The 20006-nt window shown below is 32.4% G+C and carries 20 protein-coding genes; 7 read left to right on the plus strand and 13 right to left on the minus strand.

Annotated elements, in window-relative coordinates; all coding sequences use genetic code 11:
• Position 1 precedes the first annotated feature (1 nt).
• From queD to HYI43_10140, 3 genes are all read left to right on the plus strand, one after another.
• The gene (queD, locus tag HYI43_10130; protein ID UDI78894.1) at positions 2-421 is read left to right on the plus strand and encodes a 6-carboxytetrahydropterin synthase QueD; all 420 of its coding nucleotides are present in this window, start codon (positions 2-4) and stop codon (positions 419-421) included.
• Entirely contained in the window at positions 422-1138 is a 717-nt protein-coding gene (gene queE, locus HYI43_10135; protein ID UDI78895.1) for a 7-carboxy-7-deazaguanine synthase QueE, read from the plus strand.
• Between the two features lie 104 nt (positions 1139-1242).
• The gene (locus HYI43_10140; protein ID UDI78896.1) at positions 1243-1854 is read left to right on the plus strand and encodes a hypothetical protein; all 612 of its coding nucleotides are present in this window, start codon (positions 1243-1245) and stop codon (positions 1852-1854) included.
• Positions 1855-1899: 45 nt separating this feature from the next.
• Here HYI43_10140 and HYI43_10145 read toward each other — a convergent pair whose 3' ends face one another.
• The 9 genes from HYI43_10145 to norA form a co-directional block, all read right to left on the minus strand.
• Positions 1900-2895: a glycosyltransferase family 2 protein gene (locus HYI43_10145; GenBank protein UDI78897.1), complete on the minus strand. Its 996-nt coding sequence runs from the start codon at positions 2893-2895 to the stop codon at positions 1900-1902.
• Between the two features lie 163 nt (positions 2896-3058).
• Entirely contained in the window at positions 3059-3898 is an 840-nt protein-coding gene (locus HYI43_10150; GenBank protein ID UDI78898.1) for an aldo/keto reductase, read from the minus strand.
• A gap of 239 nt (positions 3899-4137) precedes the next feature.
• A complete protein-coding gene (locus HYI43_10155) occupies positions 4138-5526 on the minus strand; it encodes an HlyC/CorC family transporter (protein ID UDI78899.1) in 1389 nt (462 codons plus the stop codon).
• A 495-nt stretch (positions 5527-6021) separates the two neighbouring features.
• Positions 6022-7995 carry a PTS sugar transporter subunit IIA gene (locus HYI43_10160; protein UDI78900.1) on the minus strand — a complete coding sequence of 658 codons (1974 nt, stop codon included), beginning with the start codon at positions 7993-7995 and terminating at the stop codon, positions 6022-6024.
• 5 nt (positions 7996-8000) lie between these two features.
• Positions 8001-8921, minus strand: coding sequence for a 1-phosphofructokinase (gene pfkB / locus HYI43_10165; protein UDI78901.1), 921 nt, complete (start codon positions 8919-8921; stop codon positions 8001-8003).
• Positions 8922-8923: 2 nt separating this feature from the next.
• Positions 8924-9679: a DeoR/GlpR transcriptional regulator gene (locus tag HYI43_10170; protein UDI78902.1), complete on the minus strand. Its 756-nt coding sequence runs from the start codon at positions 9677-9679 to the stop codon at positions 8924-8926.
• A gap of 153 nt (positions 9680-9832) precedes the next feature.
• Positions 9833-10312, minus strand: a complete 480-nt coding sequence (ybaK, locus tag HYI43_10175) for a Cys-tRNA(Pro) deacylase (GenBank protein ID UDI78903.1) — start codon at positions 10310-10312, stop codon at positions 9833-9835.
• A gap of 78 nt (positions 10313-10390) precedes the next feature.
• A complete protein-coding gene (locus tag HYI43_10180) occupies positions 10391-10867 on the minus strand; it encodes a hypothetical protein (GenBank protein UDI78904.1) in 477 nt (158 codons plus the stop codon).
• Between the two features lie 273 nt (positions 10868-11140).
• Positions 11141-12313: a multidrug efflux MFS transporter NorA gene (norA, locus tag HYI43_10185; protein UDI78905.1), complete on the minus strand. Its 1173-nt coding sequence runs from the start codon at positions 12311-12313 to the stop codon at positions 11141-11143.
• 238 nt (positions 12314-12551) lie between these two features.
• Between norA and HYI43_10190 the strand changes: the two genes are divergently transcribed.
• From HYI43_10190 to HYI43_10200, 3 genes are all read left to right on the plus strand, one after another.
• The gene (locus HYI43_10190) at positions 12552-12971 is read left to right on the plus strand and encodes a DNA-binding protein (GenBank protein ID UDI79300.1); all 420 of its coding nucleotides are present in this window, start codon (positions 12552-12554) and stop codon (positions 12969-12971) included.
• Positions 12972-13718: 747 nt separating this feature from the next.
• Positions 13719-14336, plus strand: a complete 618-nt coding sequence (locus HYI43_10195) for a DUF1361 domain-containing protein (GenBank protein UDI78906.1) — start codon at positions 13719-13721, stop codon at positions 14334-14336.
• Positions 14333-14611: a hypothetical protein gene (locus HYI43_10200; protein UDI78907.1), complete on the plus strand. Its 279-nt coding sequence runs from the start codon at positions 14333-14335 to the stop codon at positions 14609-14611. The genes HYI43_10195 and HYI43_10200 overlap by 4 nt, the downstream gene beginning before the upstream one ends.
• An 87-nt stretch (positions 14612-14698) precedes the next feature.
• Here the strand turns inward: HYI43_10200 and HYI43_10205 are convergent, their stop codons facing one another.
• The 4 genes from HYI43_10205 to HYI43_10220 form a co-directional block, all read right to left on the minus strand.
• Entirely contained in the window at positions 14699-16072 is a 1374-nt protein-coding gene (locus tag HYI43_10205; protein UDI78908.1) for a deoxyribodipyrimidine photo-lyase, read from the minus strand.
• A 97-nt stretch (positions 16073-16169) separates the two neighbouring features.
• Entirely contained in the window at positions 16170-17714 is a 1545-nt protein-coding gene (locus tag HYI43_10210; GenBank protein UDI78909.1) for a DASS family sodium-coupled anion symporter, read from the minus strand.
• A 189-nt stretch (positions 17715-17903) separates the two neighbouring features.
• Positions 17904-18200, minus strand: a complete 297-nt coding sequence (locus HYI43_10215) for a hypothetical protein (protein ID UDI78910.1) — start codon at positions 18198-18200, stop codon at positions 17904-17906.
• Positions 18201-18324: 124 nt separating this feature from the next.
• Positions 18325-19263: a GTP-binding protein gene (locus HYI43_10220; protein UDI78911.1), complete on the minus strand. Its 939-nt coding sequence runs from the start codon at positions 19261-19263 to the stop codon at positions 18325-18327.
• Between the two features lie 230 nt (positions 19264-19493).
• On the opposite strand from HYI43_10220, the gene HYI43_10225 reads away from it, so the two are divergent.
• Entirely contained in the window at positions 19494-19931 is a 438-nt protein-coding gene (locus HYI43_10225; GenBank protein UDI78912.1) for a MarR family transcriptional regulator, read from the plus strand.
• Positions 19932-20006: the final 75 nt, after the last annotated feature.

A 20006-nucleotide genomic window follows, 5' to 3' on the forward strand; every position in this document is an offset into this window, starting at 1 on the left:
TATGTTTCAACAAATTTATCCAAGCGTGAATCACCCATATCTTTTTGAACTGAATAAGGACTTTAATTTTTCAGCTGCTCATTATATTCCAAGTGAAGATGCTGGTAAATGTATGAGAACACATGGTCATACTTACTTTGTCAATTTAACAATTGCTGGAGATAAACTTGACCATAATGGTTTTTTAATTAATTTTAGTGAATTAAAAAAACTAATCCATGACCAATTTGATCATTATCTACTAAATGATTTAGCACAATTCCAAGGTAAAAGTCCATCAACTGAAGTTGTAGCACAAACGATTTACGATATCGTTCAATCACATTTACAAACATATGATAATCACCCACAATGCGTGCAAGTCTATTTACGAGAAACTCCCACTAGCTATGTCGTTTATCGTCCTAAGGAGTTCAAATAAATGGTAGCTAAAATTCCAGTACTCGAAATCTTCGGTCCTACCATTCAAGGTGAGGGTCGTGTCATTGGACGCAAAACCATGTTTGTTCGTACAGCAGGTTGTGATTATCGTTGTAGTTGGTGTGACTCTGCTTTCACATGGGATGGCAGCGCAAAAGAAGACATCCGACTTATGACAGCCGAAGAAATTTACAATCAATTACGTGAAGTTGGCGGAAATCAATTCGATCATGTAACAATTTCAGGTGGTAATCCAGCACTTATTAAAGGTATACAGGATTTAGTTGATTTATTTGAAAAAAAGAATATCTACACCGCTTTAGAAACTCAAGGTAGTAAATTCCAACCATGGATGACCCAAATTAATGACTTAACTATCAGTCCTAAACCACCTAGCTCTAATATGAAGCCTAATTTAGATATTCTGGATAGTGTCATAGAACAATGTGTTCCAGAAACATTAAATTTAAAAGTAGTGATTTTTAATGATGAAGATTATGATTTTGCTAAAATGATTCATCATCGTTATCCTAATATTCCATTCTACTTACAAGTAGGAAATCCATATTTAGATGATACTGTAGCTAATCACACTGAAAAGCTTTTAGCACGATATGAATCATTAGTAGATACTGTTATGCAAAGCAGTGATATGAATCACGTATATGTTTTACCACAATTGCATACCCTATTATGGAGTAACAAAAAGGGTGTTTAACTAAAATATTATATTAGAAAAATATTTACTGAGTGTTTTGAAATGATTAAGTTTAGTTTAATTGCTATAATATTCTAATGAACTAAGTGTGATAGGAGTACAGCATGATCATATATGTATTAATTAATATTGCCGTAGTGCTTGGCATATTCGGTTTTGACTTATATAGACGTCGTTTCAAACAACTAAAATTCACTTCTTTTTTAATAGCAATTACGATTAATGCTTTGATAAATATTATTATTATTGACAAATTTAATTTTATCTCGTTATGTTCAGTGGCATTTTTTGTATGTTGGTTAGGACTACAATATTACTTAAATCGTCAAAAATATACTTTTATTATTTCTGAGTATAAATCAATTGCGCTTATATTTGCGATTATCATTAGTTGTTCTTTATTTATTACTTATGCGTCTAGTGAACAATCCATTTATATGTCAGTGCCTTATCTTGCACCTGCTATCTTCATCATCGGTGCTAGCATTATATTCTTAGGTACCTTCACTAAAAGCGAATTAGAAAGTTTTAAATTCATTAAAAAAATTAAATACCCAATCATTATTGGACATATTATTATTATTATTTCTATTATTTTATTAACATTATTAACACCCGTATGGTACATCTTTTTAATTATTTACGCCTTATTCACTATATATATTGTATGGCAATTAAAAACGAATCATACATCACAAATCGAACAACATAAATAAACGCTTGAAGAATCATCATTCGTTCTTCAAGCGTTTGTTTATGGTTTAATATACTTTCTCTTTCTCTTTTTCTTTTTCAACTAATCTAAGATCCTGATTTGGTTCTTTAAGATTTGAAGCTTGAACAATATATTTAGGTCGCTGTTTAACTTCATAATAAATACGTCCTATATATTCTCCGACAATACCGATAGACATTAATTGTATACCGCCTAGTAGTAAAACTGCTGCTATCGTAGTAAAGTAGCCAGGATTATTAATTCCATTTACCATAATACCTATTAATAAATAAAGAATATAAACTATACTTAAACTGAAAATTAACATTCCGAGATAAATCATTGCACGTAACGGTTTATTATTAAATGAAATCAAACCATCAATGCCATAATTTAATAACTTTGTAAATGTCCATTTAGATTGTCCCGCTTCACGTTCTACATTTTCATAGGTAAAGACTTTAGTATTATAGCCAATCCATTCAAATAAACCTTTTGAGAAACGATTATACTCTTTCAATGAAGCCATTGCTTGCACAGCGCGCTGACTTAGCAGTCTAAAATCTCCAACGTCATCAACAAATTCAATATCTTCTACAAAGCTATTAATGATTTTGTAATATAGTTTTGTCATCGTTTTACGTGCAACATTTTCTCCAGTACGGTTACGTTTAGCAATGACTTGATCATAGCCACGTTGATAATCTTCTATCATTCGCGGAATAAATTCTGGGGGATGTTGTAAGTCTCCATCAATCATCACCACAGCATCACATTTGACACTATGTTGAAAACCAGCAATCATTGCTGATTCTTTCCCGAAATTTCGACTGAAAGAAATATATTTAACGTGCTTATCGACTGTTGCTAAATATTGAATATGATCAATCGTGTTATCTTTACTACCATCATCAATAAATAAAAGATCATAGTCGTAATTTTTTACTACACTATCTTCCATCAAAATTTCAGTCAATTTGTCGTAAGTTTTCGTTACGACTTCACCTTCGTTAAAACAAGGCACAATGACTCTGATTTTCATTAAATTACATCCTTTTCTTCATTCTTAATATTATTTTATCAATAAAATTAATAAATATTCTACTAATAACCATGTAATTAACAAAGACTTAATAAAAAATACATAAAAATTATACATTAATTCTATATTAATTTACTTTAAATTTTTCCAAATTGAGTTGTTTCTATTTTAAATCACCGATACTAACTTCATCTGGGTCTTTGCCTTGTCTTGCATTACGATTCAAGCTATCTATTTCTGCGATTTCAGTAAGCTCTAAATTAAAATCAAATATATTGTAATTTTCACGAATGCGTGACGGTGTCTTTGATTTAGGAATAATAATACGGTTATGTGCGATGTGCCAACGTAACACAATTTGCGCAGGTGTCTTGTCGTATTGTTCAGCTAAGTTTGTAATGACTGGATCCTCTAGCAATCCTCTATTTCTCATTAATGGCATCCAAGCTGTTACAACAATATCATGTTTATCACAATATTCTTGCACTTCTTGTTGATTAAAATAAGGATGTACTTCGATTTGATTCACTTGAGGCACAATATGTGTTTCAGCCATTAATTTTTCGAGATGATGTTCTTTAAAATTACATACCCCAATTGCTTTCACTTTACCTTCGTCATATAACTTTTCTAAAGCTTTATAGGATTCGATGTACAAATTATCTTCTTCACATGGCCAATGAATTAAAAATAAATCTAAATAATCCGTACCTAAGTTTTCGAGAGATTTATTAAAATACTCTAAAGTACTGTCATATCCTTGGAAATCATTCCATAGTTTTGAAGTGATGAATAAATCTTCACGTGCAACGTTACTATTTCGTAACGCTTCGCCAAGTTCTTTTTCATTACCATAGAAATAAGCTGTATCAAATGCACGGTACCCAGCTTTTAAAGCTTCTTGTACGGCGATTTCCATTTCTTCTTCTGTTACTTTATAAACGCCTAACCCAATTCGAGGCATTGGATAACCATTATTTAAAATTTGTGTATCATTTACCATTATATCTTCTCCTGACATTACGATTAATTTGTCACGTTAATATACTTTAGGATAACTCAATTGTAACGTTTGAGACAAATAAAGGGAGTGGAATCGAATTCATTTTGAATCCGTTATCCCACTCCCTAGAAAGATGAATAGCACTAAAAAACTTGATATAAAGGATTTCTTAGATCTATCAACTACTTAAAATTTGTACTGACCACATAAAAATTTAATATAATCATAGACTTGATTAATTATTCATGTGATTCATCTTTATGTTCTTTTTTATTATCTTTATGGTTTTCTTCTTCATCTTCATCTTCACCAAATGTTGGTCTACTATCAATAAATTGATATTTAAGTACAACCCAAATCAATTGATGATTATCCATTTCAGATACAATCCAACGATCATATTGGGTATCGATATGATCCTCAACTTGTAAATTAGTGTTGTGGGCTTGTAACCAGCCACCAATTGTATCAATGTCTTCTGAATCTTCAAATTCTATACCGAATTGCTCGTTTAAATCGTCTAATAACACACGACCATTAATTTGATATGTGTCGTCACCTAATTTGACGATGTCGTTTACTTCATCATCATCAAACTCATCACGAATTTCACCAACGATTTCTTCAAGTATATCTTCCATAGTTAAAATACCTGCTGTACCACCGTATTCATCAATAATCAAACTGATATGTACGTGTTCGCGTTGCATTCTAACTAAGGCATCACTAATACGTGTTGTTTCTGAAATCATTGGCAACTCGTGAATATAGTTATCAATTTTGATTGGTTTACCTGAAGCATATTCTGTTAAGAATTCTTTTACGTTAATAAAGCCTTTAATATGGTCTTTATCACCATCTTCAGTAATTGGGTAACGTGTAAATTGATGTTCTTTAATCGTTTCAAGTAATTCATCAACGTTGAAAGGCTCGTTTAACGTTACCATTTGTGTACGAGGTACCATGATATCTTTCGCATGTCTTTCATCAAATGAGAAGATATTTTGCATATAATTTAATTCTGTTTGGTTAATTTCCCCACCATTATAACTATTGTTAATGATGATTTTAATTTCTTCTTCAGACATCGCATCTGTTTGTGCATCAGGGTCCACACCTAATGTTCTAATAATCACACGAGCTGATCCGTTCATTAACCAAATTAACGGTTTCATTACATTACCGAAGTAATATAATGGTCTAGCATATGTTAATGCCAACTTCTCAGTGTGTTGAATCGCAATTGATTTAGGTGCTAATTCACCTAATACCACATGTAAATACGTCACAACGATGAAAGAAATGACAAACGATATTGTAGTCGTTAAAGCATCAGGTAGGTGCAATAAATCAAACAACGGATGCATTAGTTTTTCAAATGTCGGTTCACCTAACCAACCTAATCCTAAAGATGTAACCGTGATACCAAGTTGACAAGCTGATAAATAGTAATCAAGACTAGAAATCATTTTCTTAACTATTTTTGCACTACGGTTTCCTTCTTCTGCTAGTTGTTCAATACGCGTCGAACGAACTTTTACCAATGCAAATTCTGAACCTACAAAGACTGTAGTTAAAGCGATTAAAAGAAAAAATACAACTAAATTTATTATGGTCACTGTTTCCAATTAATTCCCTATTTCTAGGGATTCACCTCCAAATATTATGTGTCCCAAATGAGTAACACGAAATGATTTCGTAATGCATATTAACAGTATGCGTACATGTTAAGACCTTCCCATTGCGACACCCCCGAAAAAATGTATTACTTTTATTTTATCATATTTAATTTATAAATAGTCGAATGTAACCCTTTTAACTAAAAAGTTACAACTTATCATTTAATACTAAGATAGTTTGATAGTCAAGTCACATCATCAAAGTATATTAAACTATATACTTCATCTTTCTACCCGTTTTTCTCATATATTAATAGTAGATTTAAATATTAAATAAAAAAGGAGTCGAACAGAATTCATTTTGAATTCAATGTCCAACTCCCATATAGGTGACTAACGTTGAGAAAAACTCAATATAAGCACCTTCTCAAGTCAGTCAGCTACTGTGAATTTGCTAAGTAGCCTCATATTATTATTTTTTATCTCACGCTATTAAACAAGAAGTTATTCATCCATAGCTTGAGAAGCTTCAATTTCATTTTTGGTTACTTTCGGTTTTAATAAACCGTACATCACTGCAGAGATTAATGTACCGACAATTAATGCAATTAATGTTTGTAAGATATGACTAAAGTCAGTCGCTGCAATTACAATGATACCACCATGAGGCGCATTAATTCTTGAACCTAATGCTAATGCAATGGCACCACCAACACCTGAACCTACCATCATTGATGGAATCACACGAAGTGGATCGGCTGCCGCGAATGGAATAGCACCTTCAGTGATGAATGATAATCCCATTACATAGTTTGGTACGATTGAGCCACGTTGTTCTTTAGTGAATTTACGTTTAAATATTAACATTGCTGTCGCAATTGCTAATGGCGGAATCATACCACCGACCATTGCTGCAGTTATTGGTGCCGCGTTACCTTCTGTTAAGGCTGCAGTAGCGAATACATAAGCTGCTTTGTTAAATGGACCACCCATATCGATAGCCATCATTGCACCGATAACTAAACCAAGTAATACAATGTTTGAACCTGATAAACTATTTAATCCATTTAATAATAAGTTATTTAACCATGCTGCTGGCGGATTAAATGCGTAAATCATTAATAAACCAGTGATTGTGACACTTAATAATGGATAGATTAAAGTTGGTTTTAAACCTTCAACTGCTTGTGGTAACCCACGCGTAATGTATTTAATACCTTGTGTTAAATAACCTGCTAAGAAACCGGCAATAATACCACCGATAAATCCTGAACCACCAGAAATGGCTAACATACCGCCTACTAAACCAGCTGCGAAACCTGGTTTATCTGCAATACTACGAGCAATGAAACCTGATAAGATTGGAATAATTAAAGCAAAGGCACTCTTATTACCAATATTCCATAATTGTTCTGCAAAGGCATTGTGCTCAGAACTCTTAGGATCAAATGAGTTAGCACCGAATAAGAATACGATAGCCATTAAGATACCACCAGCAATTACAAGTGGTAACATATTAGATACACCATTCATTAAGTGTTTGTAGAATGCTTTACCAAAGCTTTGTTTTTCATTACTTTCACTATCTTTAGATTTAGTATTTCCACCACGTGCTACAAATGGTTTACGACTTGTATCAAGTGCTGTATTAATAAGTTCTTCTGGTCGTTTGATACCATCAGCAACTGGCACTTCAACGACGTTTTTACCATCGAAACGATCTGTTTCAACATGGACATCAGCAGCTACAATAATACCTGTTGCACGTTCAATATCTTGTTGTGTTAAATGATTTTTAATACCACCTGAACCATTCGTTTCAACTTTCATTTTAATGCCCATTTTGTCAGCTTGTTTTTTCAAAGCATCGCGAGCCATATAAGTATGTGCAATACCTGTAGGACATGCTGTTACTGCTAATACATAAGGTTCATTAGCGTCTGTTGTGCTTGTAGAACCACTTGTTGCACCAGCGGCAGCTGCTTCTTGTTCTTGTGCTTCTTTTTCTTCTTCTTTAGTTGCTTCATCATCTGCATTATCAATAATTTGAAGTACTTCTTCAGGAGAGTTTGCATGTAATAAGCTTTCTCTCACTTTATCATCCATTAAGATACCAGATAATTTAGCTAGCGCATCTAAGTGTGTTTGTGCGCCACCTTCTGGAGCAGCAATCATAAAGAATAAATGTGCAGGCTGACCATCTAAACTTTGGTAATCAACACCTTCTTTAGATTTACCGAAGGCAATGGCTGGAGATTTTACTGCTGCTACTTTTGCGTGTGGAATTGCAATTCCTTCTCCAATACCTGTTGTACTTTGTGATTCACGATTATGAATCGCTTCTTTAAATTGTGCTATGTCACTTAATTTACCCGCTTTGTCTAATTGATTCACTAATTCATCAATTACACCATTTTTGTCAGAAGCTGATAAATCCATAGCAATTGTATCTTTTGTTAGTAATTCTGTGATTCTCATTTATTTCACTCCCCATCAAGTACTGTAATAGTAACTTGCGATTTGATTTTTTCTATATCTTCAAGCGTTGCTAAATCTTCAGTAAAGGCCGTTGCTGTCCCAGAAGCAACAGCTTGTTGGAATGCATCTTCAAGTGATAAGCCAGATTCAAGACCTGCTACCATACCGGCAACAGTACTGTCTCCTGAACCGACCGTATTAACGACTTGCCCTTTAGGGTTTTGAGCTTTAATACTACGTTCGCTATCAATGTATATCGCACCGTCGCCACCTAAAGAGATGATGACGGACTGCGCACCATCTTTTAAAATTTCACGACCATATTTAACTACATCTTGATCGCTTTGAACCGTCATATTAAACATTTCTTCTAACTCATCTTTATTAGGTTTGATAAATAATGGTTGGTACTCTAATACGGTATTAACTAAATCTTTTTCTGCATCGACAACTAATTTAGCACCTGTTTGTTGCGTGATTTGTGCAATTTGTGCATATGCATCACTCGGAATGCTTTTAGGAACGCTACCTGCAACAATCACTGTATCGCTATTTGTTGTCTCTCTAAGTTGATTTAATAATGCTTGGAACTGTGCTGCTGTCACGCTTGGTCCTGGCGCATTAATTTCCGTTTCCTCACCTGATTTAAGTTTGACGTTAATTCTAGTATCTTCATCTACTTTGATGAAATTTGTTTTTATGTCGCTTTGTTCTAAAGCATTAGCTATAAAATCACCTGGGAATCCACCCGCAAACCCTAGCGCAGTCGATTGTACACCTAATGTTTTTAAGACACGTGATACATTGATGCCTTTACCACCTGCAAATTTATATGTTGATGTAGCTCTATTTAACCCTTTTAATTCAAATCCATCAGTAAACATGATGTAATCGATTGATGGATTGAAAGTCACTGTATAAATCATGACTAACCTCCTAGAAATTGATATTTCTCTTTATATTGATTAAAACGTTTATGCGCCATTACTTTCTCGGTCACAATCATTTCTACTTGATGACCATTGATCGGTACATGTGCGAAGTAAACTTCATTTAATTTTGAATGATCAAGTAACACATACGATTGATTAGCCTGTTGCATTGCTTTTTCTTTGATTAAAGCTTCCTTTTCATCTGGAGTGGTTAATCCATATTTTAAATCTAGACCGTTCATTCCTAAAAAGGCCTTATCAAAACAATAGCGGCTTAATGTTTCAAGTGCACTTGCTCCGACAGTAGCGAATGTTGTTTCCTTTACTTGTCCACCAATCATCAATGTCTTAATGCCTTGGTTTAGTAATTTCTCAACATGCGTTAGTCCATTAGTTACAACAACGATATTTTGTGCTTTTATGTATGGAATCATTTCAAATGTTGATGATCCAGCATCCATAAAAATACAATCATTATCTTGAATTAATCTTGCTGCTATTTGACCGATTTTCCTTTTTTCTTTCAAATTTTGAGATAATTTATCAGATAAAATAGGTTCATTATTTCTGTTACTGTTTAAAGTTGCCCCTCCGTGAACACGTTGAAGTCGACCTAGTTGTTGCAATTTTGATAAATCTCTTCTAATTGTTGAAGCGCTACAACCTGTTCGCTCTATTAATTCTTGGAGTGTTAAAAAATCTTTGCTTTTTAATTCCTGAAGTATCAAATCATGCCTTTTTTCAGAAATCATTTTGACCACCCCACTTCAATTCACATTATAATGTGTACGCTTACATTTTTCAATCACAAATTGTCAAAAACAATCAAAAACATTCATTTCATCTAAAAATTAACAGATATTACACGCACTGTCACGATTAATGTAATATCTGTCAATAAATTGTTATTTTTGAATAATATCTGCTGTTTGACCTTTTGTAATTGTAAGCAAATCATCTAATTGCAAGACAATTTGCATACCACGTTGCCCGCCACTAACGATAATCTTATCTCTTGATAAAGCAGTTTGGTCAATCGTAGTTGTAAACAAGTGTTTCATTCCAACTGGTGAACATCCACCACGAACGTAACCAGTAACTTGTTTCAAATAATCTAAAGGCATAAGTTGAAGTTTCTTTTCATGAACTACATGTGCAGCAGCTTTCATATCAAGCGACGCACTTACTGGAATGACAAAAACAAAGTGCTCATGATTACTATTCTCTAACACTAATGTCTTGTATACATCGTTTACATTGGCGCCGACCATTTTAGCAACTGTTTCACCATCCATATGTTCATCGCCAACTTCATAAGTATTCACTTCATATTTGATTTTAGCTCTATCTAACATACGCATTGCGTTAGTTTTTTTATGTTTCATTGTCGTTCACCTCATTCAATAACTTAAATCATTTATCACTAAAAAAAGCGCTCTTCTCTATTATAAGAAAAGGCGCAATCATTTTCCGCTATTTACCATTGTTTCAATTTTACCTGTTTTATCAACGGAAATTTCATTGTTATGATAACCGCTATTCGGTTCAATCATATAAGTTATATTTTGATTTGTTTCATTTGTTGGATTGATATTTGTTCTTTTACCGTATTTGCTTTCGGCATAATTCTGTGCGATGATTTTACATTCTTCTGATGAATATTGTGATTTAGTTTGACTATTTTTATTGATATCAACTTTATTGTATCGAACTTCTGCTTTACGTTCACTTGCGTCTTTTTCAGAGGCTTTAGCTGTATTATTTATAGTAATATTTAACGTTTTTTCAATTGATGATACATTGTTCATTTTTGAAAATGTAGAAATCGTTTGGTGTACTTTGGCTAATGCATTTTGATTAGTTGCAATAAATAATAAAAATGCTAAACAAATAGATAAAATTACAGCTACCATACCTAAAAGTATGTTTTTAAAGTTCATCTCCTTACCCACATTTCTCTCTAAATTTTTATTTATCTTAACATACAAATAGAGTAAAAATAATTAGGTAGACTACAATTTAAAATAATTGTAATCTTTGTAACAGTTATATTACTGAACGTCTTTATATTGTTACATAGTGACAACTTAAATGTAAAAAAAGTAAGTTTACGAAATCGTTTTTTCCATAAAAATTTCGTAGCCTTACCTTAATATGTTATTTAATTATCTTAATAATTTTATTTTTACTATTGCTTAACATTAATTTTTATTCTATTTTGTAGAACGCTTGCGACGTCGGTTGATTTGCAGTGCCTTTTCAACAAAAATAATTAAAATACCAAATAGCATCACAACAATAGCCATATACAATGGAAATTCTACATTCACGTCAAATAAAGCCCCAGCTACTAGCGGTCCGACAAAGTTACCCATACTAGTAAAGGTGGAGTTTAATCCTCCGGCAAAACCTTGACGATTACCTGCTATATTCGAATAATAATTCGTAAGTGCTGGTCGAATAAGATCAAAACCGATAAAAACAATAAAACTAATAAGCATAATTGTCCAATAACTATGTGACAAAATTAATAGGCCTAGAACAATTGCTGAATATAGTAAAGACCATATAATAAATGTTAATTCGGTCATATATTTCATAAATTTATCAAAGAAGAATACTTGGAATACGGCACCCGCTACACCACCACCAACAATCGCAATTGAAATATCACGTGGTGTGTAATTCGCTTTCTCAGAAGTATAAAGTGAAAAGAGTGTTTCAAATGCTGATAACCCAAATGCTAACACTAGTGTTAAGATGATTGGTGTTATAAAGATTTTCCAATTAATTTTAGTCAATACTTCTGGTTCAAGCGAATGGAAGCCTTCCGTTGTTTCCTTACGTGGGTTATGAATTAATATTAAAGACATAATAAATGCTAGCACACCTAATGTTCCTGCAAAATAGAATGGAACGCGATGTGAGAACTCCGCAAGAAATCCTCCAATGCCTGGGCCGAGTATAAACCCTGAATTAATAATAGCTGACATATAGCCGAAATTCTTCGCTTTGTCTTTAGCGGGCGAAATGTCTGCAATCATTCCCGTTACACCTGGCATAACCATACCTGCACTGAAACCACCTAAAATTCTTGAAACGATAAGTATTGAAAATTGATGGCCTACAGCGAATAAAAATTCAGAAATAGCAAATAAGACTAAGCCGATGCAGATGATTAATTTTTTACCTAATTTGTCTGCTAAGGTCCCACCAAACGGTGAAATAATCATTTGAGATAAGGCAAAAACCGCTACTAATACGCCTAAATCACTACCTTTTAATCCTAAATCTTTTAAATACACAGGCAGTACCGGAATCACCAGACCGATTCCAACAAAAATTAAAAAGATATTAAAGTATAATGTGAATAATTGTTTTCTCATGTTGCCACCTCTTTTCAAAAATTTAATAAATTTTAAATGCGAAATATTTTCAAAATAAAGATGTTTTATAATAGTTCACTAATACATAAAAACCTACTTTATAAAGTTGAAAATTGCATAATATTGTGACATTGTATACTATTCCTCTTCTATATTACAATAGTGAATTTTAAATTCTAAGCAATTAAACTTATTCCTTAGTATAATGAAATTAACAAAACAATTTGAGGTGAAATTTATGAAATTTCAAAAAGACGAACATACCTTTCTTTTAGTTTTAGACAAAGGCGAGGATATTGTAGAAGTACTTACTCAATTCGCTGTTGAGCAAAATATGAAATTCGGTTCTATTAGTGGTATAGGTGCATGTGATAAGGTAACCCTCAACTTTTATAATTTAGACACTCAAAAATATGAGGCACGTGAAATTTATGAACCGCTAGAATTAACCAGCCTATTAGGCAATATTTCTCATATTGATGACGTGCCATTTGCGCATTTACACGGAACATTTGGAACACGTGATTTTCAAACTTTAAGTGGTCATTTAACTAAAGCGGTTGTTTCTGCAACAGCAGAAATAGTGATAACGATGACAAACTTAGACATTAACCGTACACACGATGATGAAACTGGACTTAATTTATTAAGACCCTAATCTCATATACATTGAAACTGTCGACAACGTTTTCAACATTGTTGGCAGTTTATTAATATATTTCTAGTTCATAGCTTTTTTAAAACACTTCTCGGGAGTGGGACAGAATTCTTTTTAAATTCGTCGTAACCCCCAACCTGCTTAGCTTGTAAAATCACTTTCGTGATTTTTTGTGTTGAGGGCCCCGAACCCCAACCTGCTTAGCTTGTAAAATCACTTTCGTGATTTTTTGTGTTGAGGGCCCCGAACCCCAACCTGCTTAGCTTGTAGAATCACTTTCGTGATTTTTTGTGTTGAGGGCCCCGAACCCCAACCTGCTTAGCTTGTAGAATCACTTTCGTGATTTTTTGTGTTGAGGGCCCCGAACCCCAACCTGCTTAGCTTGTAGAATTTCTTTGTGAAATTCTCTTTGCTGGGGCCCCATGACTAGAACTGAGAAATGCTTAATTTAAACGCCTTCTCAGTTCAGTCTGCTACTGCGAATTTGCAAAATAACATTATTATATTATTTATGTCTCAGGCTCAACGTTTCACAGAACACTTTACTCATTAATGGACTCTATTCAACTACCAAGTAAGATTGTTCTAAGCTCTATCTATATTATATTCCTTTTAACTTATAAAACTTTATTCCAGTATGTGACTTAATCTATCGGTTTAATTATTTGCGTACCATGTAATGAACCTTTATCATTAAAACTTAACTAACTAAAAAATGATTATTTATTGAAGAAAGTAGTGTATGACATGACTGCACGTTATATTGCAAGAGTATATTTTATTATTCTATTCACAATCTCTTTATTTGAAACACGCGTTTTTAATTTTATGAGTTTAAATTTATTTCTAGCTTATATCCCTTTTGAATTATGTTTGCTCTTACGATTATTTAAACCTCACAAAAAATTTGAATGGCCTCTGTTTATTATATTCGGATTAATATTCGTATTACTCGTACCTAATACATTTTATATGCTTACGGATTTAATCCATTTAAATCAATTTACATTTGACTTTTATGTAGAACTTAATTTAACCGAATGGTTATACTTCACTTATTTATTATTAGGTGTATTTTTAGCGATTTACTGTATGGTTCTTATTTTCATTAATTTAATGCACTTTACATCTAAAATGTGGCTTAACCGTGCATTAATTATCCTATTAATGTTGTTAAACGGCTTAGGCATCTACATGGGCCGCTTTTTAAGATTTCATACCGTTCATTTAATTACCAAGCGTTTCACCATCGTTCATCAAGTGGTCTCATCTCTAAATACGCAAACCATTACTTTTATTCTATTAATGGTATTACTTCAAACGGTTATTCTTATCTTTGTGAAAGGAGTTAGACTCGCAAAATGATATTTAATATTTTACTTTTACTGATTGTTATCATCGCTTTGCAACTCGTCATTGGTCATTTCTTTCATAAGATAGGATTTAGTATGAATCATAGTATATTACTTATGTTTCTTCCTTTAGGGATAGGCTTATTTCTTGTACAAGTATTTTATTATGAACGTCACTATCCTAATTGGGGAGTACCATTAAATGTTAAACTTCGATTGAAATACATGTACTTAATTACATTCTTAGAATACGTAGCCGTATATCTATGTATTTTCGTATTGAAATAATTTATAAATAAACACCCTATTGACGAATCTTGGTCGACGAATTCGTATTGAATCCTGTCCCAACTTCGATGTAATAGGGTGTTTTTATTAAATATTTTTAAATGTCGTCATAACAAAATCTCTAGCACTTTTATGGTCAACTATTGGTTTAGGATAATCCTCATCCAATGTGATACCTTCTTGTTTAAGTTTATCTTGATTTTTAAGTGGATTGTGAATCAATTTGGCCGGAACATGATCAAATTGAGGAATAAATTTCTTGATATATAATGCATCTTTATCAAAACGCTCACTTTGTCTTATTGGGTTAAACATTCTAAAATATGGAACCGCATCTGTCCCAGTTGAGGCAGACCATTGCCAACCATGTACGTTAGAAGCTGAATCAAAATCAATCAATTTTCTTCTAAAGTAATCTTCACCCCAAGTCCAATCGATAAATAAATCCTTTGTTAAAAACTGTGATACAACCATGCGCATTCTATTATGCATAAACCCAGTTTGATTTAACTCGGCCATTGCGGCATCAACTAGAGGATATCCAGTTGCGCCTTCACTCCAATGTTTAAAATCATCATTATCATAACGCCATTTTATTGATTTGTATTTATCATTGAAAGCTTCATGAGCTGTGTTTGGATATTGTGTCATAAGTACATAATAAAATTCGCGAAACATGAGCTCTCTAATAAATTGTTCCGTATTATTTTCATCTTCATCGTAACTATTTAATAATTGCGTCATAATTTGTTTAATATCAATCAAACCGTATGCTAAAACAATGCTTAATTGACTCGTTAATACTTCAGGTAAATATTCGCGATTTTCCTCATATTGTTGGATATCCTGGTCTAAAAACGTGTTCCATGAAGTTACGGCCTGCTGTTCTGACAGACCATATTTGGCATAATCCTTTTTTAATTGTTGTTGTGACTTCACACAAATCTCAGCTAACGCTTTCAATTTATAATGATACCCATCATGTTGTCTTAAACTAGAACGGTGTGCTTTATAAAAACTCGTAAAGACTTTGTAGGGTTCACCTTGCTTATTCATTGTGGCACTTGGTTTAAAATAATGATTTGCTCTTATAGTCGTAACATTAATATCGTATTTTTCAAAAGCTTTTTTTAAATGCCGAATATCATACGTTTCCAAATGATAACTCATAATATCGCCAGCAACGACAATTTCGTTTATATCATTATTTGAACAGAAGTCACCTAGTTCACTGTATTCTATTAAAAATGGTTCAATATCGTATTTTTTTAATTCTTTTAAAAATGATTGTAATACGCCATAATAAAAATTCTTTTTCTTTTCAGTACCTTCCTCATCAAATATTTCCTGAGGAACAATTAGAAAACATTGTTCAATATCATCTCGTTGTTGATTGATATATTCAAAAAGTGGATTATGATTTATTCGAAACACTCTATTGAGAATAACACCTATATTCATCGTTTCACTCCCGTATTTAATCTTCTTACTTTTTACCCATTTTCGAAAAAATTAATAGTACGGTTAGTGAATGCACATCCTAATGAAATCAATCATCTTAAACTAAACCAAGCCATTTCCAATACGTAAGGCTGAAAATAATGACCAAAATATAAGCAATGATAGTTAAAGGTATACCTGTCTTTAAGAAATCTTTAACTGTAAAAGTACCTGTACCATAAGCAAGCATGTTCTGAGGTGCACTCACTGGAAGTAAGAAACCAAAACTAATCACAAATTGTTGAATTAAGATAAAACCAATAGATTGATCACCTAAATGTAACGTAGCTGTTAGTGAAATAAAGACTGGTATTAAGGCAGATGATAAGCTAGTTGCACTTGCAAATCCTAGATGAATCAATATATTAAATAACGTAATCAATGCAATCGTAGCAATAAGTGGCATATGTTGAAGCCCCATTAATCCAAATGTTTGATCACTTAACCATTGTGCTGCACCCGTTTTTAATAGCACATTACCAAGCGAAATACCTACACCAAAGACAATAATTGTTCCCCATGGTATCGTCTTTTCAACTTCTTTCCATGTAATTACACCAATTTTTGGTGTTAACATTATTGCCAATGCGATTAAAGTAATTGATGCTGAATCAATTGGATGTAGCACTTTTTCTGTAGACCAAAAAATAAGCAATAGGACAGATATAACAATAAGACGCCATTCTCTTGCTGTTACTGACCCAAGTTTATCTAATTCGGCTTTAATTAATTCTTTCCCACCTTCTATGGATTTACGTTCAGGTGGCATGACTTTCATCATAATAAAGAATAATGCGACAGACATGAGTATTGACCAAGGAGCAGCATATAAAAACCACTCACCCCAAGACACATCTTGCCCAAATTTTTGATTGATAAAATTAGTCGCTACAATATTTTGTGCAGCGGCAGTTTTAATACCTATATTCCAAATTGAAACGGCTTGTACTGCTGTGATAATTAAGAGAGAGGCAAGTTTGCTTTCTTTAGATACTTTAAATGCTGCAATCATACCTAATAATATAGGTACAACAGCACCTGCTCTAGCCGTTGCTGAAGGCACAAAGAACGCAAGTACAATTGACACTAAAATTGCACCAATCACAATGTTACGCGTCTTGTTACCTGCAATTGACAACACTAATAACGCTAAACGTTTATGTAAATTCGTTTCTTGCATTGCTGCAGCTAAAAACAATGCAGCAGCAACAAGGGCTACAGCCGAAGTTGAAAATCCACTGAAAGCATGTGTTAAAGCGTTACCTGTGCCTAATAAGTCTGCACCAGATAAAACTTTATCGCCTGCCTTTGGGTTACCCAAGCTTTCCGATAATTTTTGTACTGGACTAAAACCACAGATTAATATAATTAAACCCAATATCATAGTAGCTGATACAGGATAAGTGACTGCTTCAGTAACCCACATAATAACTGCGAATGCTAAGATGGCTAAAGCACCTTTAGCCATAATTGGTAAACCAGCTGGTGTTGGTAAAATTAAAATAGCAAATAAAACGACAAAGCTAATAATAATCCATAATGGCTTATAACTTTTTTCTTTCTTTTTAGAATGCTTATTATTTAATTCAGCTTCTTTTTGCATAGAATCCACTCCCCTTTGTTATACACTTTTAGTATAACAAGAAAGCGTTTACTGAATTGGATAGCTTATAATTTTACACAAAATTTTCACTTTTTTAAATTTTTATACTTCTTCAAAATAAAAAACTTTGCAATAGTAACGAACTGCTACTATTACAAAGCCATTACCAATCATTATTCATTTTATTGATTAACCGAAAATTTCACGATTAAGTCCAAAAACATACAACAATATAAAGAATATAGCTGCACTTAAAATTGTTAAGATTAAAGTTAAAATTAACGTACGTTTATATCGATTAATAAACGCTATAAATAAAATACCTAAATTATATGCAAAAAAGAGACCAAACAAAGTCATTGTAACTTTAATATTTGAATAAAAAATATTAAGTAGTAGCACGATAACTGCAAAAACCATATAAGGTATTGTAATACACTTAAATTCAAAACGAATTTGTTTCGTACGTTTATCTTCATTATTCATGCATGAACCCTCCTATTTTCATTATAAAACATAACATGTCAATGTCCTGTGTCATATCTGTGACAAACTTAATTCCCAGTTTGTTTTGTACCATTATTTCAAAAATGTATCAACACTTATTAGGTTAAGTAAATTGAATCATATCTAATTGATTATGCAAGCGATTCACATCTAATCCTTCACCGATAAGCACAATCGTTAATGGCAGGTCTTTATTAATAATGCCATAATCAGGCAGTCCCATTGCATATTGAAATTCATAAATTGCTTCAGGCATATCTCTAAATGTCACAAAGCCTTTCAAACGTAGGACATTATCTGGTAATCGCATAATAAATTGATAAAATAATTGACGATCAATTGGTGATTTAAATGTATATTTCATTGATTGTATGCCATGATGATGGTGTTTATGTGCATACTCATTTATCTGAGAAGTTTGATTTTTTGTAGGAAATCTTAATTGCTTATAATCAAATTGACTATAAGTCGTAACAATCATTAAAGCATCCGGGTTCAATTTTTTTAATTGTAGTTCAATATCATGACGTGTCGTTTCATCAACTAAATCTGTTTTATTGAGAATAATTGTATCGCTATAAGCTAGTTGTTCTTCTAATAAATGGTTTGTCGATGTACTATAAGTATTTTTTTGTGAAAATCTTTGAGCATCTACGACACCGATTATGCTTGGTGTATAAACATCATTTACTATTGTAGGATCTTGACACGCTGTAAATATTTCAAGTGGGTGTGCAATACCTGTCGCTTCGATAATAATGTGTTCTGTTTCCTGTTGATTGATTAACGACTTTATTTGTCTTACTAAATCATTATTTAAATCACAACATACACAACCATTAACTAATGATTTTATAACTACCTCATCGCCCACAAGTAAACTATCAACATCAAAATTTCCAAATTCATTCATAATTATAGTTATTTTCTCATCTTTTTTTAATAATTGCTTAATATAATGTTTAAGAAATGTAGTTTTACCACTTCCTAAAAAGCCATTAACTATTGTAATAGATATTTTTTCATTTTTAATATTTTTCATTTTAAAATCTCTTTTCCATTTAAAAAATATTCGAATTTGATAATATATGTATATATTTTAGATTACACTTGATTAAAATTGAATTTTCTTCTAAAATCTAAGCATACTTTAATTTTAGCATGGCATTGAAACGAAGTGTGTTGCAAGTTATATTTTATACAACATAGACGAAATTTAATCCGAAACAAAGAGAAGCGGATAGAATGTCTGGAGTCTGGAGGAGAACTTAAATGTCTGAACAACATAATTTGAAAGAGCAACTATGCTTTAGTTTGTACAATGCGCAAAGACAAGTGAATCGCTACTATTCAAATAAAGTCTTTAAAAAGTACAATCTTACTTACCCACAATTTTTAGTGCTAAGTATTTTATGGGATGAATCACCTGTAAACGTTAAAAAAGTAGTGACTGAACTAGCTTTAGATACAGGTACTGTATCACCTTTATTAAAAAGAATGGAACAGGTTGATCTTATCAAACGTGAACGTTCTGAAGTTGATCAACGAGAAGTATTCATTCATCTTACTGAAAAAAGCGAAAAAATCAAACCCGAATTAAGCGATGCATCTCAAAAAGTTGCAACTGCTTCATCTTTAAGTAATGATGAAGTGCATGAGCTCAATCGTCTATTAGGAAAAGTCATCGACGCTTTTACTGAAACAAAGTAAAATGACATGCTAATACTAAGCTAATTAAAGTTATTCGTTTTAAATCAATTACACATATATTTATCAATAACGAAA

The organism is Staphylococcus taiwanensis, assembly GCA_020544305.1.
Lineage (GTDB): Bacteria > Bacillota > Bacilli > Staphylococcales > Staphylococcaceae > Staphylococcus > Staphylococcus taiwanensis.